This window comes from Nocardia jinanensis, assembly GCF_014645735.1.
GTDB classification, from domain to species: Bacteria; Actinomycetota; Actinomycetes; order Mycobacteriales; family Mycobacteriaceae; genus Nocardia; species Nocardia jinanensis.
Map to the genome: position 1 here is coordinate 1 of NZ_BMMH01000023.1, position 22,870 is coordinate 22,870.

12 protein-coding genes are annotated in these 22,870 nt (G+C 69.7%); 4 read left to right on the top strand and 8 right to left on the bottom strand.

Features of this window, described 5'->3' with window-relative positions:
- The first annotated feature begins 367 nt into the window (after positions 1-367).
- Positions 368-1,570: a lycopene cyclase family protein gene (locus IEY68_RS30560; RefSeq protein WP_058856171.1), complete on the top strand. Its 1,203-nt coding sequence runs from the start codon at positions 368-370 to the stop codon at positions 1,568-1,570.
- Between the two features lie 10 nt (positions 1,571-1,580).
- On the opposite strand, the gene IEY68_RS30565 is transcribed toward IEY68_RS30560, so the two are convergent.
- From IEY68_RS30565 to IEY68_RS30575, 3 genes are read right to left on the bottom strand one after another with little or no spacing between them, the layout of a single operon-like run.
- Positions 1,581-2,450: an ABC transporter permease gene (locus IEY68_RS30565; protein WP_058856166.1), complete on the bottom strand. Its 870-nt coding sequence runs from the start codon at positions 2,448-2,450 to the stop codon at positions 1,581-1,583.
- On the bottom strand, positions 2,447-3,274 hold the full coding sequence (locus tag IEY68_RS30570; protein WP_229719134.1) for an ABC transporter permease: 828 nt from the start codon (positions 3,272-3,274) through the stop codon (positions 2,447-2,449). The genes IEY68_RS30565 and IEY68_RS30570 overlap by 4 nt, the downstream gene beginning before the upstream one ends.
- 53 nt (positions 3,275-3,327) lie before the next feature.
- Positions 3,328-4,488 (bottom strand): ATP-binding cassette domain-containing protein, encoded by a 1,161-nt coding sequence (locus IEY68_RS30575; RefSeq protein WP_229719135.1) that lies wholly within the window; start codon positions 4,486-4,488, stop codon positions 3,328-3,330.
- A 266-nt stretch (positions 4,489-4,754) separates the two neighbouring features.
- Between IEY68_RS30575 and IEY68_RS30580 the strand changes: the two genes are divergently transcribed.
- Positions 4,755-6,272, top strand: a complete 1,518-nt coding sequence (locus IEY68_RS30580; protein ID WP_082681546.1) for an aldehyde dehydrogenase family protein — start codon at positions 4,755-4,757, stop codon at positions 6,270-6,272.
- Positions 6,273-6,326: 54 nt separating this feature from the next.
- Here the strand turns inward: IEY68_RS30580 and IEY68_RS30585 are convergent, their stop codons facing one another.
- The 3 genes from IEY68_RS30585 to IEY68_RS30595 all read right to left on the bottom strand — a co-directional run bounded on the left by IEY68_RS30585 (position 6,327) and on the right by IEY68_RS30595 (position 9,904).
- On the bottom strand, positions 6,327-7,055 hold the full coding sequence (locus IEY68_RS30585; RefSeq protein ID WP_058856168.1) for a MerR family transcriptional regulator: 729 nt from the start codon (positions 7,053-7,055) through the stop codon (positions 6,327-6,329).
- 40 nt (positions 7,056-7,095) lie between these two features.
- The gene (locus IEY68_RS30590) at positions 7,096-8,475 is read right to left on the bottom strand and encodes a serine hydrolase domain-containing protein (protein WP_058856164.1); all 1,380 of its coding nucleotides are present in this window, start codon (positions 8,473-8,475) and stop codon (positions 7,096-7,098) included.
- 193 nt (positions 8,476-8,668) lie between these two features.
- Complete coding sequence (locus tag IEY68_RS30595; protein WP_082681545.1) at positions 8,669-9,904, bottom strand: TetR/AcrR family transcriptional regulator; 1,236 nt, start codon at positions 9,902-9,904, stop codon at positions 8,669-8,671.
- 133 nt (positions 9,905-10,037) lie between these two features.
- Here IEY68_RS30595 and IEY68_RS30600 point away from each other — a divergent pair, with 133 nt between their 5' ends.
- The gene (locus tag IEY68_RS30600) at positions 10,038-10,847 is read left to right on the top strand and encodes an enoyl-CoA hydratase-related protein (RefSeq protein WP_058856163.1); all 810 of its coding nucleotides are present in this window, start codon (positions 10,038-10,040) and stop codon (positions 10,845-10,847) included.
- Between the two features lie 93 nt (positions 10,848-10,940).
- On the top strand, positions 10,941-12,062 hold the full coding sequence (locus IEY68_RS30605; protein WP_058856162.1) for a winged helix DNA-binding domain-containing protein: 1,122 nt from the start codon (positions 10,941-10,943) through the stop codon (positions 12,060-12,062).
- A gap of 76 nt (positions 12,063-12,138) precedes the next feature.
- Here the strand turns inward: IEY68_RS30605 and IEY68_RS30610 are convergent, their stop codons facing one another.
- Positions 12,139-13,161, bottom strand: a complete 1,023-nt coding sequence (locus IEY68_RS30610) for an alpha/beta hydrolase (protein WP_058856161.1) — start codon at positions 13,159-13,161, stop codon at positions 12,139-12,141.
- Between the two features lie 297 nt (positions 13,162-13,458).
- Positions 13,459-22,599 carry an AMP-binding protein gene (locus tag IEY68_RS30615; RefSeq protein WP_063000445.1) on the bottom strand — a complete coding sequence of 3,047 codons (9,141 nt, stop codon included), beginning with the start codon at positions 22,597-22,599 and terminating at the stop codon, positions 13,459-13,461.
- Between the last annotated feature and the right edge of the window lie 271 nt (positions 22,600-22,870).

The following is a 22,870-nucleotide window of genomic DNA, read 5'->3' on the forward strand; positions in this document are numbered from 1 at the left end:
CCGCCGTTCAGGCCTCGAAAGCGCATGCGCCGAAGGCGCGAGTCTCGAGGCCTGAACGGCGGGACTGAGGGGGCCTCAACCCCGCGACGCCGCAGGCGGCGCCAAAAACACAGCACCTTCACGAGTGGGCCCGCATCACCACCTTTGCGACAACTCCACCCCTGGCCCCGCATTGCCCACAACTCCACCCCTGGCCCCGCATTGCCCACAACTCCACCCCTGGCCCCGCTTTACCCACAACTCCACCCCCGACCCCGCATGAACAGCCGACCTACCCTCCTCCCACCAGCGCACCTCTCGACGCTGTCCACCCATCAGCGGTTGTGGCCTGTTGCTCTCCCCCGCCCCACCCCGTTGAATGCAGGACATGTCAGAGAGCGTGGTCCGGGAGTTCGATATCTGTGTCGTGGGACTGGGTCCCTCCGGCCGGGCCCTCGCCTACCGCGCTATCGTGGCCGGGCTGCGCGTGGCCGCCGTGGACCCCCGCCCCGACCGCCTCTGGCCGCCGACCTTCTCCTGCTGGATCGATGAACTTCCGGATTGGTTGCCGCACAGTGTGATCGCGAGCCGGATCCCCACCCCCGTGGTCTGGACGACCTCCGAGATCAAGATCGAGCGCCCCTACTGTGTGCTGTCGAAGCCGCTGCTGCGTGACGCGCTGCCGCTGGACGACGCCCGGGTCTATGCGGGGCGGGCGACCCGGGTGGACGCGCGCGAGGTCGAGCTGGCCGACGGGACGGTGATCCGCGCGGCGGTGGTGGCGGATTCGCGCGGTATGCCGGCGCTCGGCAACCGGCGCGCGGCCAGTGCGCACGGGATCTTCGTGAACGCCGAAACCGCGGCGCCCATGGTGGGCGACGGTGAGGGACTGCTGCTGGATTGGCGGCCGGAGAACGGCGCCGGCCCCGATGAGCCGCCCTCGTTCCTGTACTCGGTGCCGCTCGGCGACGGCACCGTGATCTTCGAGGAGACCAGCCTCGGGTTGCGGGGCGGGATGCCGCAGCACGAGCTGCGTAAACGCACCCTCGCGCGACTGGCCGCGCACGGTATCGAGCTGACCGGCGAGGAGCCGAGCGAGGCCGCCCACTATCCGCTGGACACCCCGCCCCCGAAGAACGGCGTGGGCCGGGTGGTGCCCTACGGATCGCGCGGCGGGATGATGCATCCGTGCACCGGCTACAGCGTGGCCGATTCCTTCGCGCTGGCCGATACCGCGGTCACCGCGATACTGGCCGGGGAAGATCCGATCGGCGCGCTGTGGCCGTGGCAGGCCCGCCTCACCTACTGGATGCGGTCGCGCGGACTGTGGGGGCTGGGCAGGCTGACGACCGAGCAGTCGATCGCCATGTTCGATTCCTTCTTCTCCGCGTCACCGCGCGCGCAGCGCGCCCTGCTGTCGTCACACGACGACTACACGGCGCTGGGCGCGGTGCTGTTCAACACGGTCTCCCATACCTGGCCGTTCCGCTGGCGCTACGACCTGGTCGGCTGGACCAATCGCGACCGCTGGGCCGGCTACCCGTTCGCACCGGCTACTTCCGAGACCAGATCCTCCGGATCCCGGAAGTAGCCGACCACGGTCAGCCGCTGTTCTCGGCGGACTTCCGGTAACCGCGGATCGCGGGATAGCCGAACACCACGATGGCCCCGGCCACCCATAGCAGCGTGTCGACGAGCGGTTCGGCGACCGGGCCGCCGTAGGACAGCCCCTTCATCGCCTCGATGGCGCAACTCATCGGCTGGTTCTCCACGGTCGACCGCAACCAGCTCGGGTAGGCGAGCACCGGGACGAACCCGGAGTTGAAGAACAGCAGCAGGTTCATGACGATCCCGACCAGCTGGACCAGCAGCGGACCCTGGGTGATGGTCGCGATCGCGGTGATGAACACCGCGAAAGCGATACCGAACAGGATCGGGATTCCCATGAGGCCGAGCGCGGCCCACGGGCCCTGATCGAAGCGGAATCCGAGGGCGAAACCCACGGCGATGATGATGATCGTGGTGATCGCGATCCGGATGGCCTCGGCGAACAGCCGGCCGGTCAGGCCCGCCGCACGATGGATCGGCATGGTCCAGAACCGGCCGAGCAACCCGGTGGCCTTCTCGACCTTGAAGCCCAGGGCGCTGACCACCGCACCCGTCATCGCCGCGACGAGGGTGATCATCGGGACGGTGCCGTAGATGGCGGGCTTACCCGTGAAACCGGAGATGGAGTCGTCGAGCACGATCCAGAACATGACCAGGGTCAGTGCCGGGTAGACGATGGTCTGGATGGTGGTGGCCGGATCACGCAGCCAGGCTGTCAGCAGGCGTTTGCACTGGATGGAACTGTGCACCGCCCACACCACCGGAGACCGCTCGGACCGTGCGGTCACCCGCGGCAGGTCGAGCGCGGCGATATGCGGCGATTCATCGGTTCCGGTATCCACGGGTCGTTCGATAACGCTCATGCCCGCCTCACACTCGCCCAGACCGCGAACGGCGTGAACACCGCGGCGGCACCGATCAGCCAGAACAACCCCACTCGCAGCACATCCCAGGTCACGCCGTCACCGGCCATATCGCGCAGCGCGTAGGCGAACTGGGTGATGGGCTGGTTGCGCACGAACGGCCGGACCCATTCGGGAAAGCCGGTCTCCGGAACGAAACCGCACGACATCATGCCGAAGATCAACGTCGGCAACGTGAGCGCCTGGCTCAGCGACGCCGGGCTCTTGGTCAGACTGCCCAGCCCGTCCGCGCCGACCGCCAGCACGGTCCCGACGGCGATCGCGAAGGCACAGAACCCCACGGTCTGCCCCCAACCCCCGGTGAACTCGAAACCGATGATGTGGCCGTAGATCAGGGCCGCGATCAGGGAGACGGTCGAGCGGACCAGGCCCGCGGCGATTCGCGAGGTCAGCGGTACCAGCAGGCCGATCGGCATGGTCTGCAACCGGGTACTGAACCCGGTGAGCGCCTCGACCGCGGCCAGCTGCGCGTTGGACATCATGGTGAACGCCATGGTCTGCAGCACCACGATCGGCATGACGAACTGCGCGTAGTCGATGCCCTGGAACTGCATCACATAGCGCAGCGGCAGATAGAAACCGACGGTGAAGACGAGCGGCATCACGATCGCGGCGATCAGTTCGCCCTTGGTCGCCATGGTCCAGACGACGCGGCCGGTGAGCGCCCGCCACTGCGCGAACGAGGACACCCGCGTACGCGAGGACTCGCCGAACAGGTCCGGCCGCGATAGCGCGGGAGCGCGCACGAGGTGCCCTTCGGGCATGGGCGAGGGCCCTGCGTGGTCACGCGTCGCTACCGCCTCACGACCCGACTCGCTCATGCCGGGTCGCCCGGCTGTTCGGCACGGCCCGGATGGCCGGTGATCGACAGGAACACATCGTCGAGCGAGGGGCGGCGCAGGCCGATATCGGCCAGCGCGATATCGGCGGCGTCCAGGCGGCGCAGCGCCTCGGCCAGCGTGGCCGCGCCCTCGGGGGCCGGGATGGACAATCGTTCGGCACCGCCGAGGCTCAGCGCGAGCGCGGGCGGAACCAGATCCCCCAGGGCTGTGGCGGCCCGGCCCACCTGGGTCGGGTCCAGCGGTACCACCTCGCAGTAGCTGCCGCCGGTCTTCTCCTTGAGCTCGTCGGCGGTGCCCTCCGCGATCACCGTGCCCTTGTCGATCACGATGATGTTGTCCGACAGCACATCGGCTTCTTCCAGGTACTGGGTGGTGAGCAGGACGGTGATGCCCTGCTCTTTCAGCGCGCTCACCAGATCCCACACACCCTGGCGGCTGCGCGGGTCGAGACCGGTGGTCGGTTCGTCGAGGAACACCACCTCCGGCCGGACCACCAGGCCGCAGGCGATATCCACCCGCCGCCGCATACCGCCGGAGTACTGGCGCACCGGACGGCGACCGGAGGCCACGAGATCGAATTCGGCCAGCAGCGCGTCTGCGCGCTTACGGGCCGCCGATTTGCCCAGACCCATCAGCCGGCCGAACAGCTCCAGGTTTTCCCGGCCGGACAGATTCTCGTCGAGGGCGGCGTACTGGCCGGTCATCATGATCGACCGGCGCACCCCCGCGGGATCCTTACGAATATCGTGACCGGCCACGACGGCAGTCCCGGAATCGGGGCGCAGCAGGGTGGACAGGATCTTCACAGCGGTGGTCTTGCCCGCGCCGTTGGGACCGAGGATCCCGAGCACGGTGCCGCGCGCGGCGGCGAAGCTCACCCCGCGCAACGCGTGCACATCGCCGAAGGATTTGGTGATGTTCTCGACGCGGACGGCGTGGGTGGAAGCGGTCGCGGCGGGGCCGGAGCCGTTGGTGTGGGCGTACGCGGAAGCCGCTGGTGCGCGGCCGGTCCCGGACTCCGATACGTCCCCGATCCGGGGTTCCGGTGTATCCCCACCGGGCGGGCGGGAATCCACCGAACGAGTCGGCGGGGCATTCTCGCCGGTGACTGTCCCGGCTTCGTTCGAACTCGGCATCAACTCTCCACTTCGGCCGGATGGGGCTGCGGGGTGACCGGCGCACCGGTATCCCCGTGGATGATCCCTGGCGCCGGGCGCGATGTTACCGACTGGGATACGGTGCGCTGGAGCGCCGCCACTACCCCGAGCCGGGTCGAATCAATTGTGCCTTTGCTCACAGCAGCGCTGTGGCCGGTCATCCACCCTGGTCGGCGGTGCAAGGACAGTCGAGGGGCAGTACCGGTGTCTTGTCGGCGCTACGTCACCACCATAATCTGAGTTCCATGGCCGATACCGCGCAGCCCGAGGTGGCGGCGCGTTCGGGAGGATCCGGCCGACCGAGCGTGCTCACATCCCACGACCCCCGCACCGGCGAGGTCGTGGGCAGCTATGCCGTCGCCGGACCCAGCGACCTCGAACGCGCGGTCCACTCCGCACGAACGGTCGAGAACTGGTGGTCGACAGCGGGTTTCGGAACCCGTAAACGATTGCTCTTGGAGTGGAAACGGATAATCGCGCGCCGCGCCGCGCAATTGGTGGAGATCCTCCGCGAGGAGACCGGCAAACCCGAGGCCGACGCCGCGATCGAGGTCATGCTCGCCGTGGAGAATCTGGATTGGGCGGCCCGGAACGCGAACCGGGCGCTGGGCAGGCGCTCGATCGCCTCCAACTGGCTCACCCGTAATCAGCGGGCCTCGGTCGGCTATCTGCCGCTCGGCGTGATCGGCGTCCTGGGCCCCTGGCAGAACCCGGTTTTCACCCCCATGGGTTCGATCGCCTACGCCATGGCGGCGGGTAACACGGTGGTCTTCAAACCGCACGAGGTGACCAGCGGCACCGGACTGTGGCTGGCCGACACCTGGCGTGAGGTCGCCCCGGACCGCCCGGTCCTCACGGCGCTCACCGGCGACGATTCCACCGCGGCCGCGCTGTGCCGGTCCGGGGTCGACAAGATCGCGTACGCGGGGCCGGAAGCCGAAGGCCGCGAGGTGATCTCACTGTGCGCCCAGACCATGACCCCCGTGGTGATCGAGAACTCCGGCAAGGGCGCGATGATCGTGCACGTCGACGCGAAACTCGACGACGCCGCCGACGCCGCGGTGTTCGGGGCGATGGCCAACGCCGGGCAGAACGCGACCGGTGTCCAGCGAGCCTATGTCGCCGCCTCGGTCTACGACCAGTTCCTCGGCCTCGTCACCGCCCGGGCACGCGCGCTCAAACCGGGCGCGGACCGGCGCTCGTCCTATGGGCCGATGATCCTGGAATCGCAGACCGAGGTGGTGCGCAAACAGGTCCGTGACGCGCTGGCGCGCGGTGGCCGCGCGGTCGTCGGCGGGCTGGATTCGATCCGCGAACCGTATGTCGAGCCGATCGTGCTGGTCGACGTACCGGAGGAGAGCACCGCCATCACCGAGGAGGGGATCGGCCCGGTCCTCATCGTGAACAAGGTGCGCGATCTCGACGACGCGGTGACCCGGATCAACGACGCGGGCCGCGGTATCGCGGTTTCGGTGTTCACCCGCGATATCGCCGAGGTCGAGATCTATGCCGAACGCCTGCGCGCCGGGGTGGTCACGGTCAATACGGCCACCACCTATGCCAGTATCCCGGCACTGCCGTTCGGCGGGATCGGTGAGTACGGTCAGGGACACAGCCACGGCGTACACGGTCTACGCGAATTCAGCCGGACCCTGTCGATCGCGCGCAACCGGTACGGGGAACCATTGGGCCTGTCCAGTCTCAACCGCAATGTGCGGCGGTTGCGGCTGGCGCGCACTGTTTTCCGGTTCCGGCACGGCTGACCGCGATCGTCCCGGTCGCTCCCGTATCACGCCTTGCAACAGTGCTGTCCGCCGTCACACATCGGAGCTTCGAGCAAGCCGGGTGAGCCGATCCCAGGCGGGTGAAGTGATACCGATCGAGCCGGTGACCAGACGGAGGAGTTCCGGATCCAGCGGCGGCGGCGTACTGCCCGCCTCACCACTCCGGCCGGCCGTCCAGCACGCGGTACGCTCCGCCAGGTCCGGCAGTCGCGGATCATCGGGCGACCAGTCGAACGCGAGATCGTAATCGAGATACAGAGCGGCGAATTCCGGATCACCGAGGGCATCCAGCTTGTCGGCGACCCAGCCCGCAGCCTGCTCCGGCGCCACCGATTGCAGCAGGATCCAGATATCTCGCTCCATTCGAACGGCTCGCGCGCTCGCGCCCAGTCCTCGCAGCCGATCGAGATATCCGGCGACCTCCGCGGAGACGAAGAGCCGGTCGCCTTTTTCCAACTCGGCGATCCGGGCGCGGGTACGCCGGATCTCCTCGGCGCGTTCGACGAGCGCGGCGTCGATCTCGGCGACCGCGGCGGCGAACTCGCCGGGACCTGCGGCGAGCAACTCCTTGATACGGGCCAGCGGTACACCCGCCTGCGCCAGGGTCCTGATCCTGACCAGCTCGACGGCGTCCTCGGCCCGGTAACGCCGGTAGCCGGAGGAGTCGCGCGGCGGCTCGGGAAGCAGGCCGCGCTCGTGATAGACACGTACGGCCTTGGTCGTGACGCCGGCGTATCGCGCGAGCTGACCGATGGTGATCACGTTGTTCCCTTCCGACGATTCGCCGCGCGATCCGTATCCGTCACCGGGCGCGGGCGAATATCCGGCCGGCGAGGTCGATGGCCACCACCGCACCGGATGCGTCCCGGGTAAAGTACCCGCGCTGTCCGATCAGGCCACCGGCCGTCACGATGTATTCGTCGGCGTCGCCGGGGAGCAGGCCGAGAGCCGCGGGCGGCAGATCGGGCGGCAGCTCGGTATCCGCGGCCGCGCGGACCTCCGGTTTGATGGCACATCCGATCGCCATCGCCGACCCGTCGGTTTCGAGGGTGAGCCGCATCATCTCGTTCTCGTAGCGACCGGTGATCTCCGCCGCCCGCGCCGCGTCGTAGGGCAGCGGTTCCGGATCGTGGTCCACCACACCGAGAAAATGCCGCAGCGCCCACCGCACCGCGCCGCGATCGAATTCCAGGCCCGCGTCCGGCCCCGCGTTGGACATCACGATCACGGCGAAATCCCGCTCGGGCACGATCAGCAGATCGGCGAACTGGCCATTACCCGACCCCCCGTGCCCGATGGTCGCCACACCGTCGATCTCGCGCAGGAACCAGCAGATACCGAATGCGTCGCCCAGCGTGCTCCCACGCAGTTCCACCGTCTGCTGCCGCATCCGGTGCAGCGCTGCGGTGGATATGAGCCGATCGCCGTCGGCGGTACGGCCGTCACCGAGGTGGAACCGCGCCCACCGCAGCAGATCACCGACCGAGGACACCGCACCGCCGCCGGGGTTGTTCGAACGGTTGTCCTTCCACTGCGTGGCCACGGCCGACGTGCCGTCCGCACCGGTGTTGTGGCCCACCGCGAACCGGCGGGTCATCACCTCGTTGTGGGAGTAGCAGCTGCCCGTCATGCCCACGGGTTCGAAGAGCAAGGTGCGCACGGCTCGTTCGAAGGTCTCCCCGGTGATGTTCTCGATGATCCGGCCCGCCAGGTTGAAACCGGCCTGGCTGTAGGACGCCCGGGCGCCCGGTTCGGCCAGCAGCGGTGCCGCCGCGAGCAGCTCGGCGTGCCGGGCCAGAGCATCGTCGCCCTCGCCGGTGTCGGCACCGAGTTTCCATTCCAGTCCCGCGGTGTGATTCAGCAGCTGCGATACGGTGATATCGCGCGCCGCCACACCGGGCGCGGCGAATTCCGGAACATAGCGCCGCACCGGCGCGTCCAGCTCCACGAGTCCCTGATCGACGAGTCGCACGAGTGCGGTCGCGGTGAAGGTCTTGCTCACGGACCCGAGCACGAAGCCGGTGTCCCGATCGACCGGGAGGGGGTTCTCCATACTGGTCACACCGTGGCATGCGAAGTACTCGCGGCCGTCGGCCCAGACGCCCACCGCCACACCCGGCACCCCGAGTTCCGTCGCCGACGCCGCCACGAACTCCGTCAGTTTCTGTTCCATCTCGTTCATGGGCCGATCGTCGAACCTTGCCCCTAGGGCAAGGTCAAGCCCCTGCCCCGAACTTCCAGAACCGATGGGCCGTGATCGGAATACGACGAGGTCACCGACGCGGGCGAATGGACGGTTCGAGCCGAGTCCGGGCCGGCACCCGTTCGGCGACGGGCGGACATCGGACCGTGCGGAGCGGCTCGGCAAGTACCGATCAGACGGCCGAAGGCCCAAGCAGCGTGGCCATCATGAGGGCGTGTACCCGGGCCATGTGCTGGGGCCGGGAATCGAAGCGGATCAACCGGCCCACATCGATGACCTGGCCGATCGCCGAATGCACCCGGAAACGGGCCTCGATCGGATCACCGTCGAGCAGATTGGCCCATTCGTGCACGTTCTGCCGCTGGATGGCCCGGAGTTTGTGCTGTTCGGCCGGGGGCAGATTCGAGAACTCCGCGTAGTACACCGACATGATCTCCGGTGTCGTGAAACTGAGCCGGACATACCGGTCGGCGATCTTGTCCACCGCGTCGGCGCGGCCGCTGGCCTCGGCCAGCGCCTCGGTGATGGCGAACGCCAGCCGGTCACCGGTGCGATGGAAGGCCGCGGCCAGCAGATCGGATTTACTGCTGAAGTACCGGTAGACGCTGGATGCGTTGATCCCGACGGCGGCGCCGATCTCCTCGATACTGGCCTCGTGGTAGCCCCGGCGGCCGAAGATCCGGATCGCCTCGGTGAGCAACTGTTCGCGTTTGGAGGTCACCGGCAGACCCCGCGGGGTGTTGTCCGGTTCACCGGCTCCGGGCGCGGGCGGCAGTTCGGCGCGCACGATCGACCAGGCCATATCGCGCAGCAGCGGAAGGAGTTTGACACTGGACAGCGCGGTGCGATGCGCTGAGATACTGCCGATCACACTGAGTACGGCCGCGGCCAGCAGGGCGATGTCCTCCGGCGGGGCGTCCGGGCGCAGTTGCTCGATCGGCGCGGCGAAGGCGTTGTTGATCTCGTTGTACAGGGTGCGGATCCGGGCCCGATCGGGCTGCTCCAGATATCGGCCCTCCCACCGGTACAGGCCGGCTTCGCGCCGGATCTCGATCGTGTGCTCGGAGACTGCCCGGATCACGGCGTCGAGGCGTTCGTCCGGACTCGCCCCGGGCTCGTCCGCGGCGCGCGCGGCCTCGAGCAGCTGCCGCGCGCCTTCCTCGGCAGCGGCGACCAGCAGGGCGTACTTGTTGGCGAAATGTCGGTACAGTGCGGGACCCGAGATCCCGACCTCGGCGGCGATCTCGTCCACGCCGACCGGGTAGTACCCACGTTCGCTGAAGGCCCGGGCCGCGGCACGCATGATCTGTACCTTGCGGTCCTTGGGCCGGCGCCGCCCGCCCTGGCCGTTGCCACGGTCGGCCGGACGCACGCGCACCGGGTCCACCCGGCTGCTATCCGCGACCATGCATTCTCCGTTCCGTCGGCGGCGCCGCCGGTGTTGACAGCGCGCGACAAGTCAACCTAAGTTAACCACAATTCGCAACGTTAACCGCTATTCGCCACCCGGTTGGCACCGGACCGCACCCGATGGAGCGCGCATGGTCGACACAGATTCCCCCACAACGCAGCCGGCGGGTTTCTCCGCCGTGCAGGACGGTCGTGTTCTGCGGGTAACCCTCACCAAGCCCAAACGCAAGAACGCGCTCGACTACGACTCCATGGTCGCATTGGGCGATACCTTCCTCGCCGCCGCACAGGACAAGGCCGTGCGAGTGGTCGTGCTCACCGGTGAGGGCGGCGATTTCTGCACCGGCGCCGACCTCGCCGCCAGCGCCGCGGAAGGCGCCCGCGGGATCACCCCCGACCAAGTGATGGATGCCGCCAACCGGCTCGTCCGCGCCATTGTCGACCTACCGGTGCCGGTGATCGTCCGCCTGCGCGGCGCGACCGCCGGGGTGGGTGTCGGGATCGCGCTGGCCGCCGACCTGGTCTACGCCGAAGCCGATTCCTACCTGCTGCTGGCCTTCATCAATATCGGCCTGATGCCCGACGGCGGGGCCGCCGCCCTGGTCGCCGCGGCAGCCGGTCGCCCGCTGGCGGCCCGGATGGCACTACTCGGCGAACGCCTGCCCGCCCCTGCGGCGCATGCGGAGGGACTGTTCACCGAGGTCCTGGCGAACACCGAGGACCTGGACACCGCCGTCGAGGCCGCCGCCGAGAAGATCTCGCACGGTCCGCGCCGCGCCCTCGAACTCACCAAGAAGGCGCTCAACCGGGCCACCCTGACCGCCCTCGACGCGGCGCTGGCCGACGAGAAGGCCGGGCAGGTCGAACTGCTGCAATCCCCCGATTTCTTCGAGGGCGCCGGCGCCATGCTCGGCAAACGCAAAGCGGTCTTCGCGGAGTAGCCACGAACACCCGCGGCACTCCCGACCGGGCAGGATCGGACTTGCGCGAGGACCTTTCGGCCCGAATGATCATCGGGTCGAAAGGTTGCGCCGATGACCCAGATACTCAGCCGCCGCGCGCTCAACCGCGCCACCCTCGAACGCCAGTTGCTGCTGCGGCGCAGCGAGCTACCGGTCGCCGACGCGGTGGAACATCTGGTCGGGCTACAGGCGCAGACCCCGCACAGCTGGTACGTGGGTTTGTGGTCACGCCTGGCCGGATTCGTGCCCGGCCGGGCGGGCGGCCCGCTCACCGAGCGGACCCTGATCCGGATCGCCCTGATGCGTTCGACGATCCATCTGGTAACCCCACGGGACGCGCGCGCACTACGCCCCCTGATCCAGCCGGTGCTCGATCGCGACCTGTATCGCAACCACACCCACGGCAAACCCATCGCGGACCTGGATATGGCGAAGCTGGTCGCCGACGGGATCGAACTGCTCGCGCCGCGTCCGCTGACCAACAAACAACTGGCAGAACTGCTGGGGCCGCGCTGGCCGGGCCGCTCCCCCGCCTCGCTGGTCTACGCGATCCGCAACCAGGTGCCGCTGGTCCAGGTGCCGCCGCGCGGTGTCTGGGGCCGCAGCGGGCCGATCGCCCACACCAGCATCGACGCATGGCTCGGGCCGGCGGCTACCGAGCCGGTATCGCTCGAGCAGATGATTCTGCGCTACCTGGCCGCCTTCGGACCGGCCGATGTGAAAGACGTGCAGATGTGGTCGGGACTGACACGGCTGCGCGAGATCGTCGAACCGATGCGGCCGGACCTTGTGGTCCTCACCGACACCGACGGCCGGGAACTGTTCGACCTGCCCGACGCCCCGCGCCCCGACCCCGAGACCCCTGCTCCGCCCAGGTTCCTCTACGACTTCGACAACCTGTTGCTCTCGCACGCGGACCGGAGCCGGGTGCTCACTGAGGCACACGGCAGACAGGGCTATCGCACCCAGCGCCCGGCTCCGCAGATCCTGCTGGTCGACGGGTTCACCGCAGGTGACTGGACCATCGACCGGGCCGGTGCGTCGGTGACGATCACAGTGCGCCCCTACGATCGGCCGCTGTCCGCCCGCGATGCCGAAGCGGTCGCCGCGGAGGCGAGCGCGCTGCTGCAATTCACGGACCCCGGCAGCGAGAAAGCGGATGTCGTCTTCGCCGCGCCCGCATCCGGCGCGTGAAGCGCGGGGTGTGAAAACGCCCGTGCCAGGGCGGCACATGGCCGCCCCGGCACGGGCGTGCGAGAAACGGGCGGGATCAGACTCCCAGACCACCGGCCAGGACCGGCCAGGAAGCCTTGAACTCGTCTTCCCAGTAGCCCCAGGAGTGGGTGCCGGAATCACGGAAGTTGAAGGTGGCCGGGATACCGAGGGAATCCAGCCGGGTCTTCAGGTTGTGTGTGCAGTAGTTGGTGCCCGCTTCGATGACACCGCCGACGAGGACCTGGTTGGCGAGGCCGTAGGCGCCGGGCAGGGTGTGCGGGCCGTTCAGGGTGTCCCAGCGGCCGGGCAGGCCGTTACCGGTGGAGACGTAGAGGCCGAGACCGCGCAAACCCTCGGCGTTGACGTATGGATCGTTCTCGACCCATTCCGGCGAGCCCTGCGGACCCCACATGTTGTCGGTGTTGCCGCCGCCCCACGTGTTGACGGTGAGCTTCACGAACTCCGAACCGACCGGGTCGCTGGTCTGGGCGCAGCCGCTGTAGGCGGCGGCGGCCTTGTAGAGACCGGGCTTGGCGATCGGCAGGGCCAGCACCGTGGTGCCCGAGGTGGACAGACCGGCGATGGCGTTCACACCGTTGGTGCCCAGCGCGCCGTCGACCAGCGGCGGAAGCTCCTCGGTGAAGAAGGTCTTCCACTTGTTGCGGCCCAGGGCCGGGTCGTCCTTGATCCAGTCGGTGTAGTAGCTCCAGGAACCGCCGATGGGCTGAACGACATTGACGTTCTTGTCGGACAGGAAATCGAGGGTGTTGGTCTGTGCCTGCCAGGAGGCCGAGTCCTCGCCGCCACCCGCGCCGTTGAGCAGGTAGAGCGTCGGCCGCGGCACCGAAGCATCGGCGGGGCGCTGGACATCGACCACGATGTCCTTGTCCATTGCCACCGAGTAGACGTAGAGACGCAGGCTGCGGTCGTCCTTGTACTCGGCCTTGACGATGCGTGACCCGTCGGGCGCGGTGGGATCGGCCAGCAGGGTCTTGGATTCGATGATCGGGTCCGCTCCCGCGGTACTACCGCCGAGCCCCGTCATCACACCGGTCAGCACTGCTGTGGCCGCGACCATCGCCGCGGCGCGCCTACCGCCACGCCGGGTGAGTCGACGTATCAATTTCGCACCTTCGCTTCGTCTCGAATTTTCATCCGGGTTCATTCCCCGCCGCAATTACCGGCGCCAGGACCCGAACGCCTCACAGTAGCCGGGCAGGTTTCACCCACCCCGGCGGTTCTGTACCTGTAGTCGTACTTTGCGGACATATCGTTACCGTAGCGTTGCCCGCGCATCTCGTTCCGGTCGAGTGGATCGCGGCGACGCGGTACGAACGCGCGCCCGCTCGGTGATTCCGAACGCTCCGGTCCGGGTTCAATCATGCCCGGCCCGGCGGGAGCCGCTCATGAGCGACCCGCCGACGCGCTCGACACGCCCGACATATTCCAACACACCGTCCCGTCGGCGGACGAGGTCGCCCGTCCGGTACAACCGTTTGCCGCCACCGGTGGCGACGAACCGCGCCGCCGTCTCTCCGGCGGCGGCGTGATAGCCGCGGGCCAGCTGCGGACCGCCGATGTACATCTCCCCGACCGTGCCCGGCGGAACCGGGCGCAATTGCTCGTCCAGCAGGTGAACCCGGTCGTTGGTCACCGGCCGCCCACCGACCGAGCCCACGGTGATGACACCGGTCTCGTTGTGGCCGTACCAGATGACCAGTTCCGCGCCGGGCAACAGCGTCATGAACCGTTCGACGCCGCCGGGCGGGAGCGCCGCACCGTCCACGACCAACCGGCGCAGGCTCGGATGCGCGGCACGGCCGCCACCGTCGGTCACCGAATCCAGGAAGCGGTCGAGCAGCGACGGGACGACGTGCACGATCGTCACCCTGTTCGCGGCGATCGAACGGGACAGATCGGCGGCCCGGCCCGGATGATCGGGCATCAGGATCTGGGCGCCGTGGTGCAGCGGCCGGAACAGCTCCCACAGTGTGATATCGGCGACGGTCGGCGCCGCGTGCAGCACCAGATCGGCCGAATCGTAGGGATGACTGCGCTGGGCCCGCCGCAATCGCTCGACCAATTGCCGGTGCGTACTCGTGACACCGGCCACCCCGCCGGGGACATACCGGATATCGGCGAGATCGTCGGCGACGACGAACGGGTCCGCGGCGGGATCGGTGGGCAGGTCCAGATACAGCAGATCGATGGCGACGACCGAGATACCGGTGCCGGTGGTGACCCCCTCGTCCGAGGTGCTCAGGACGCAGATCGGTGCCGCCGTTGCCAGCAACTCGTCGAGTTCCCCGGCCGGACGACCGGGATCGACCGGTACATATGCGCCACCGGCGCGCAGTATCGCGCAGACCGCGACCACCAGGTCGATACCGGGACGCATGGCCACGGCGACCGCGGTCTGCGCCCCGACACCGAAGCGGATCAGCTCCGCGGCCAGTGCCCGGGACTTACGGTCCAGTTCGCTGTAACTGAGTACCCGCGCGCCCTGGCGCACCGCCGGGACCGCGGGCGTGCGAGTCACCTGTTCGTCGAACAGCGACAGCAGCGTGCTCTGGTCATCGCGTGATCCGACGTCGACGACCGGCGACATGTACGCGGTGGTCTCCACATCGGGGATCGGCCGCAGCAAGGTGGTGGGCTCCGGATCGGCGGTGAGTTCCGGCTCCGGCGGTACCGCGGGCTGCGAACGCTTCAGGGTCCAGTCCCGGGGTCCGTCCGACGCCGTCTCGTCCCGGAGAGGTTTCGGACGACGCCGCGGCAGCGCCGCCGGCATCGACTCCGCCACGGGCTCCGGATCCGTCTCGCCACGGGTCCCGCGCGGTGGCAGCGGAACGGGACTCGGGTCGCGTACGAGGTCGGCGGGATCATCGGCTTCGGCCGTGGGGCGGGGTTCGCGGCGCGGCAGGCCCGGCGCCACCGAATCGGAACCGAGGCCGGTGGCCGCGACGGGCGGGGCCGGATCCCGCCGCGGTAGCGGATCCGCGGGCTCCGATGTGGTCGCCGGGGGTTCGGTATCGCGCTGCTCACCGAGCCGCGACCGCCGCTGCGGCAGCGATACCGGCGAGGGATCGGCGGCCTGCGGCGACGGCTCAGCGGCGGACCCGCTGTCGAGCCGGGAACGGCGCTGCGGTAGCACACCCGGCGTCGCGGCGGGGGCCTCGGCCGACTCCGCGTCCGTACCGGCCGGCTCCGTGACTCCGGAAGTGCCGAAGCGGTGCCGGGGCAACTCGGCCGGCGACCGCTCGGCGGTGGCCGGCGGCTCCGATATCGAGCCGCCCTCGCCCCCGGCGCGCGGCCGGGACGCCGGGATACCGGGGCCCTCCGCCGGAACCGGATCGGCCGCGGACCCGCCGTCGTACCGCGGCCGGCGCCGCGGCAGCACGCCGCCCGACGCCGATGGCTCCTCGGCCGCGGGGACCGGAGCCGAATGCGATTCGGGCTGCGGACGGCGCTGCGGCAGCGAGACCGGGCCCGGATCCGATACGGGGGCTGGGTGAGTCTCGGGTCGCGGATGGCGCTGCGGCAGCGACGGCGTCGCGAGTGAATTCACCTCGAGCTCACCCAGGGCCGCCGCCGGGGCCGTGGTGCCGTGTGACGGGAGCGAGCGCGCTTCGGGCCGTGCCCGCGCATCCGGTTCTGCGGGCGATCCCGCCGGGTCGGTGGGCCCACGCTGTGGCAGACCGGTGGAAGCGGACGCACCGGCCTCGGACTCCGTGGCCGGAGCGGACTCGGCGGACCAGGACCGGCGCTGCGGCAATCCACCGGCGGCAGGAGCACCCGTGGCGCCCGGAAGCCGATCTCCGGCTGCTCCACGCTGCGGTAGCGCGCCCGACGCGGAACCCGCCGCATCCGGAAGCGAACCTCCAGCGGATCCGCGCCCCGGCGACGTACCGGGCACAGAACCCGCTACATCGGAATGCGAATCTCCGGCGGATGAGCGCCGCGGTAGCGCGCCGCGTTCCGGCGCGGGCTCGGCGGCACCGGGTAAGTCGGTGACCGGACGGAGTAGTGAGGTGACTTCCGCGTCCGGGACCGGCTCGGGTTCAGGCGCCGGCGCGGGCGCCGGTTCCGCGCGACCGATCCCCGGGCGCAGCCCGTGTTCGGCGAGACCACCCAGAGCGCGGACCCAGTGCTCGGCGAAGGTCTTCACATCCTCGCTGGCGAACATCTCCGTCGCGTAGTCGAATCGGCACAGCAGGCCGTCGTCGGTGGAGTCGACGGTGAGCACCAGCGGTACACCATCGGCCGGGCCGTCGGTATGGACCCGGGCGGGGCGCAGATCCCGGTAACGCAGAGTGAACCGGCCCGATTCGGCGGCGGCGAATTCGGCGGTGGTCTCCGGGTTCAGGTATCGCAGCAGCGCGTAACCCGCGCCACCATCGGGGACGGAACGATACAGATCGCGGATCTGCTCCAGTGCGGCTCCCGCCGCGGGACCACCGACCAGCGCTTCGGCGGTATCGATATCGAGAATTCGAACCGACAGGGGAAACTCGGTCGCGAAACCGCCCACCAGATCGCCGGTTCCGCTGGTGAACGAGCGGGCGTCGGCGACGCAGCGCACCAGCGACCCGATCGCGCGGGCCACCCTGCCCTGTTCCCCGGTGCGCAATGCGATGGCGACGGCGGTCAGCAGCACTTCGGGCACGGTGGCCTGATAGGCGTCGGCCGCGACGGTCACGGCGGAGGTGCCCTCGGCGGTGATGGCCAGCGAGACCCGGCGCCGGGGCCGCAGATCGGCGGTCCCGAGCGGGGTGGCGATCTGCGCGCCGGCCAGATTGCGCCGCCACCAACCGGACTCGTCCAGCAATTCGATGGAGCGGGCGCGCGCGTCCAGAGCGTGCGCCAGCTGTGGCAATTTACTCTCCGGCGCGGCCGCGCCGAGTTCGGTGGCGGTCCAGCCGGCGACCAGTTCGTCGACGACGATCCGCCACGACCGGTCGTCGACCGCCAGCCCATTGGCCACCACTACGAGCCGGCGCTCCGGCTCGGTACCGGTGACGACGAAATGGATATTGCGACCGGACGCCGGGTCGAGCGCGTCGGCCGCCGCCTGCACCACATCGTCGGTGGCGACCGTGTTCTCCCCGGATTCCGGTCCGAGCCACCAGTACTGGCGTTCACCCCGCTGGTCCCGTGGCGGGATCCGCAGGATGAGCGGCCGATCGCCGGGGTCGAGCCGGGCCGATAGCATCGGATGCCGGGCGACCAGGGACCGCACCGCCGCCTCAGTACGGCTCAAGGGCTGGTCGGCGGGCAGATCGAGGACGACCGACCGGATCTCGACACCGGGTACAGGATTGTCCAGCAGCCGAGCAGCGGTCGGAGTCGCGGGAATTTCACCGGCGGCCTCCGCTGCGATACCGGCGAACGATTCCACCGGGGCACTGCTGGAGATCCCGGTCGAGGAGGTAGCGGCCATCGCCGGATCCGCGGGCGGCGCGGACTCCCCGGCGTCCACGGCAGCGGTGGGCCCGGCGGGAATGTCCCCGGCCCACGGGCCCGGGTCCGGTGGCAGCGGCGCGACGCTGTCGGGATCCGGTAGCTGCGTGCGGTCGGGTTCACCGGTGCCGGTCAGCGGGATCCGCTCGACCGCGCGGAAAGCCGCGGGCACCGACTGCACGGATATCGTCCGCGCGAGCGCGGCGCGGGTTGCGGTGAGATCCGGCTCGATCCCGGCCTGCTCCGGCACCACATAGGCGACCAGGCGCGCGCCGGGGCGCGCGGCTGACGATACGGCCGGACCCGTGCTGCGGGTGAGGACCGCGGCCTCGGCGATACCGGGCAGGGCGCGCAGGGCGGCCGCGATCGCGGCCGGCCGGACCCGATGACCCCGGTACCCGAACTGGTCGTCGGTACGGCCCAGGTGATCGAGTCGCTGCGGTGTGGTGGCGGTGGCCTCGTGCCACAGCACCATGTCCCCGGTGCGGTACATGCGCTGGCCGTACCCGAACGGATTGGCCACGAACCGGTCCGCGGTGGCACCCGGCCGGCCCGCGTACCCGCGGGCGAGCTGGTCACCGGCCAGATACAACTCACCGGGTACCCCGGGCGGGACCGGCCGCAGTCGCGAATCCAATACGTACACTCGGGTGTTCCACTGCGGCAGCCCGATCGGGACCGAACGTTCCGCCGATCCGGCGGCGGGCCATGATGTCGCCGATACGGCGATCTCGCAGGCGCCGTACAGATTCTGCGCTCGCGCACCGCACCGTTGCCGCACCGTCGCGGCCGTATCCGGTGCCAGCGGCCCACCGGTCACGAACACCTCGCGCAGACTGCGCACCGGACCCGGGTCGGCATGACCCGCGAAGGCGGCGAGTTCATCGGGTCCGAAATCGGTGACCGTGACCGCGCGCGCGGCGATCGTCTCCGCGATCCGCTCCGGATCCCGGGTTCCGGCCGGGGCCAGTGCCAGTTCCGCACCCGCGCGCAGCGGTAGGAAGGTCCCCCACAGCGAGGTGTCGAGGGTCGGCGGGTTCTGCTGGAGGTAGACGTCGGTGAAACCCATCGGGTGCTGGGCGAGCATCAGGGTTACCTGATTGTTGATCGCACTGTGCGAGAGCACGGCCAGCTCCGGCCCGTCCGGCGAGACCGATGCGCACAGCAGGTAAGCGGCATTACCCGGGCGCACGGGACGGAGCAGTTCCTCAGGGCGCACCGGGTCGGCCGAGTACTCGGCGAGATCATCGGCGTCGATCACCAGAGTCGGTATCGTCCGTTGCGGCCCGGTCGTCTTCGACGCCGCCGCCGCCAGTCGCTGTTCGTCCGCCCGGCCCACCAGGACACAGGCGGGGTCGGCGGTGTCCATGACCCGCGCGTTCCAACCGGCCGGATCGTCCGGGTCCAGCGGCAGGCATGCCCCACCGGCGGTCAGCACCGCGTAGATCGCCACCAGCAGGTCGGGCGAGTTCCGGATCGCTATGCCCACCGGCGTTTCGGTTCCGACACCAGCGGCGACGAGTCGCCGGGCCACCCGGTTGACCCGAGCGTCGAATGCCTGATAGGTCAGCTCCGATTCCGCGTCGGCCACCGCCACCGTATCGGGGCGGGTGGCGACGGTGCGGCGGTAACCGTCGAGCAGCAGATCGGGCGCCACCGGGTACCGGGTGTCGTTCCAGACCACGAGTAACCGGTCGAGATCAGCCCGCGACAGCAGATCGATATCCCCGACCGGCCCGTCCGGGTCACCGCCGGCGACGGTGAGCACCCGCTGCAACCGGCGCGCGATTTCGGCGACGGCGGTGGCGTCGAACCGATCGGCGGCGTAGTGGAATGCCGCCGCGATCCCGTCCGGCGAGCCGTCGGGCGCACGATGCGGGTCGATGACCAACCGCAGCAGGCACTCCGCGGACGCGCTCGCCGTATCGATCGGCTCGGTGGCCAGGCTCGGCATCTCCAACCGCGGAATATCGTTGTGCCGCAGCGATATCGCCATATCGAACAGCGGCGCACCGGCACCGATCGCCGCGTCCAGGATCTCGAAGGGCAGATCCGCGTGGGCGAAGGCCGCGCGATCGGATTCCGCCACCCGCGCCACCAGGTCGAGGAAGGATTCCGCCGGGTCGATCCGGGTACGCAGCACCACGGTGTTGGCGTAGGGCCCGATCGCATCGTCGAGTTCGCGTTCGTCGTGGCCGCGCACCGAGCTGCCGAGCACGATATCGGTGACCGCCGCCGAGCGGGCCAGCAGCACCGCGAACGCCGCGCGGACCACGATGAACTCCGATACCTCGCCGCGGCGGGCGATATCGGCGATCCGCCGATGGGTCCGGGTGCCGATCTCGAAACCGTGCACGCCGTAACCCGTGGCGCCGGAGCGCGGGGCCGCGGCGGGAATTTCCAGCCGCGGCGGCAATCCGGCCAGGTATTCCCGCCAGAACACCAGCCGCCGGGCGGCGAGCGAGTCCGGTTCGGTGACCTCGCCGAGTTCGGCCCGGCGGCGCAGGAAATAGTCCAGGTACTGCACCGACAGCGGCTGCCACAGCGGCCGCGAGCGGTTACGACGGCCCAGGAACGCGCGCAACAGATCCCGCAGCAGCAGCCCGGCCGATACCTCGTCGGCGAGGATGCGGTGCACGACCACCGCGACAACGTGTTCCCGCGGACCCGTTTCGGCGAGCGCGAACCGCACCGGCACCTGTTCCGGGTCGGCGGCGTCGAAGTCGGTCTGCGACAGCGCGGCCAGCCATCCCGCCAGTTCGGCGGGGCCGACCGGTTCGGCGACCACTTCCGGCACGGCTTGTTCGCGTGGCAGGACGACCTGATGGGGTACGCCGCCGACCTCCGGATACACAGTGCGCAGCGTTTCGTGCCGGTCGACCACATCGGCGACGGCGGCCTGCATGGCCGCCGCGTCGAGAGTGCCGGTCAGCGTCATCGCGGCGGTGACGGTATCGGAGCCTTCTTCGGGGGTGAACCGGTTGCGTTCCCACAGCCGCAACTGCCCCGGGGAGAGCGGGATGGATTCGGGGCGTTGTACCGCTGCCGTGTGCTCGCTCGGTGCCGGATCCGGCACTGGAGATTCATCCGCCCCGGCCACAGGGCCGCCGGGACGCGGCCACAGCGGGCTCGGGGAGTTGGTTTCCCGGGCGCCGAACGGGAAGTCGGAGGCGTGCGATTCCTCCGGGCGCACGGCGGGCCGCGGTGCCCGGTTGACGGCCCCCGGCGACTCCGGGCTTTTCGGCGTGTTCTCGTAGAACGCCAGCGCGTCACCACCGACCGGCGGGAGCGAACCCCCACGAGTGGTCTGTGAATCGCCCGGTGACGGCAACTGGTAGCCGCCGCTGAGCCACGCGTCGGCGGCGGGCTCCCGAGACCGCCTCGCTTCCGGTTCCGCCGCGGCGGGCGCGGGCGGCGCCGGTGGTGGTTCCGCGGTCCGGCCGCCGCGACCGCCCAGCGGCTGCTGGCGGTCGGGCATTTCCAGGTAACCGCGGCCGGGCAGCTCCATATCGCGCTGTTCGGAGGCGAGTCGGCTGTTGGTCACGGGACGGGCGGGTAGCCCGGCTACGGCATCGGGGCGTCCGGATTCCTGCGGGGACAGGGCGTAGCCGCCGAAGGTATCGTCGCCGGCCGGCCGCTCCGGTTCGGTGGCAGTGGGGCCCGGCTGTTCGGCAGGCGTCTCGCGGATCGGCAGACTCTGTTCGAAGTCGGCCGGTGGTTCGGCCGGCACCGCCGCCGATTCGGCGACGAGCTCCTCAGCGGGCGTGTCCGCGGTCCCGGCCCGCCACAACGCGACATCCGGTGGTACCGGCTGCGTGGCCGGCAGTTCTATCCGCCCCACGTATTCCATCTCGCCCTCGCCGCCCCCGGTGCGGCACACCAGGTCACCGGTGCGGAAGAGCCGGGACCCGTCGTCGGCGTACGGATCCGCGATCAGCAGTTGCGCGGTCAGCCCGGGCCGGCGGTGATAGCCGCGCGCGAGCTGCGGCCCACCGAGGTAGAGCTCACCCACCGCGCCATCGGGTACCTGCGCGAGTTGTTCGTCCAGGATATGCGCCGTCACGCCGCGGATCGGGGCACCGATGGTCGCGGGCATACCGGGGGCCAGCGCGGTGCTGATACTGGTCATGACGGTGGACTCGGCCGGACCGTAACCCTGGTACAGAACCCTGGTCGAGCCCTCACCGACGGGAATCGCCCAGCGCGACACCAGTTCGGGCGGGCACGGCCGGCGCCCGGTGATCACGATGCCCAGCTCGTCCAGCCCAGCCGGATCGATCACCTGCAGGGCATCGGGAGTCAGATAGGCGTGGGTGACCCCGGTGCGGCGCAGCAGTTCGGTCAGTTCGTCCGCCGTGGAGACCAGCGGCGACACCACCACCATGGTCGCGGCGCCACCGAGCGCGAGCAACAGCTCCAGTACGGACGAATCCGAGGGAAGCGGCGCGAAGTTCAGGGTGCGGTCCTCGGGTTCGACCCGATAGCGACCCTGCTGTTCAGAGCACAGACCGGACAGACCGGCCTGAGTGACGACGACGCCGTCCGGTGAGCTCTCCCCGTCGCTGGCGTAGCTGACGTAGGCAGGATGTTCGGCCCGCAGCGGGCGGATCCGATCGGCGTAGGTGACGGGCTCGGCGGAGAACTGTTCCAGCGCACGGGCGGCGCCGACCGTGTCGACCTGTAGCCATTCGATCTCGTCGGGGAGTTCGTTGCGGACCCAGGAGACCGCCAGGCCATAGACGGCGCCGATATCGACCAGCAGATGCGCGATCCAGTTGGGCGGATAGGCGGGATCGATCGGTACGAAACCCGCGCCGGTCTTGGCGACCGCCCAGACCGCCAGCACCGCGTCCAGCGAACGCGGGATGGCCACGGCCACCAGGTCCTCCGGACCGATACCGCGCGCCATGAGCGACCGGGCCAACCGGCTGGACCAGGCATCCAGATCGGCGTAGCTGACCTGTTCCAGCGGGCCGGTGCCGTCGGCGAGGACGAGTGCCGCACCGTCGGGATTGGTCTCGACAGCGTTCGCGATCAGCTGCGGAAGGGTGGTCACGCGGGGCCGCCGGGTTCGGTTGGGCCGGGTCCGGACTGGCCGCGTCATACCGACTTCGCCCTCCGGAGGTGGTCATACCGCTGACCGACTACCGCATCCATCTGTCCGCCTCGCCTGCCTGTCGCACTTCACCGCCGCGCCCTACCGTGGCCGCAGCTTGGACAGCAGCCTGCCACAATGCGCCGGTACCCGGTATGGCACCCGGCAGGTTACCGGGCGGGGACGCGCACAGCTACATTCCGCGGAACTCGGCAGTAGTTCGATGCCGGTT

What these genes read in the sequence shown, in the direction of transcription:
- IEY68_RS30560 (WP_058856171.1), top strand. Translation starts at nt 368, where the DNA reads ATGTCAGAGAGCGTGGTCCGGGAGTTCGATATCTGTGTCGTGGGACTG.
- IEY68_RS30565 (WP_058856166.1), bottom strand. Translation starts at nt 2,450, where the DNA reads ATGAGCGTTATCGAACGACCCGTGGATACCGGAACCGATGAATCGCCG.
- IEY68_RS30570 (WP_229719134.1), bottom strand. Translation starts at nt 3,274, where the DNA reads ATGCCCGAAGGGCACCTCGTGCGCGCTCCCGCGCTATCGCGGCCGGAC.
- IEY68_RS30575 (WP_229719135.1), bottom strand. Translation starts at nt 4,488, where the DNA reads ATGCCGAGTTCGAACGAAGCCGGGACAGTCACCGGCGAGAATGCCCCG.
- IEY68_RS30580 (WP_082681546.1), top strand. Translation starts at nt 4,755, where the DNA reads ATGGCCGATACCGCGCAGCCCGAGGTGGCGGCGCGTTCGGGAGGATCC.
- IEY68_RS30590 (WP_058856164.1), bottom strand. Translation starts at nt 8,475, where the DNA reads ATGAACGAGATGGAACAGAAACTGACGGAGTTCGTGGCGGCGTCGGCG.
- IEY68_RS30595 (WP_082681545.1), bottom strand. Translation starts at nt 9,904, where the DNA reads ATGGTCGCGGATAGCAGCCGGGTGGACCCGGTGCGCGTGCGTCCGGCC.
- IEY68_RS30600 (WP_058856163.1), top strand. Translation starts at nt 10,038, where the DNA reads ATGGTCGACACAGATTCCCCCACAACGCAGCCGGCGGGTTTCTCCGCC.
- IEY68_RS30605 (WP_058856162.1), top strand. Translation starts at nt 10,941, where the DNA reads ATGACCCAGATACTCAGCCGCCGCGCGCTCAACCGCGCCACCCTCGAA.
- IEY68_RS30610 (WP_058856161.1), bottom strand. Translation starts at nt 13,161, where the DNA reads ATGGTCGCGGCCACAGCAGTGCTGACCGGTGTGATGACGGGGCTCGGC.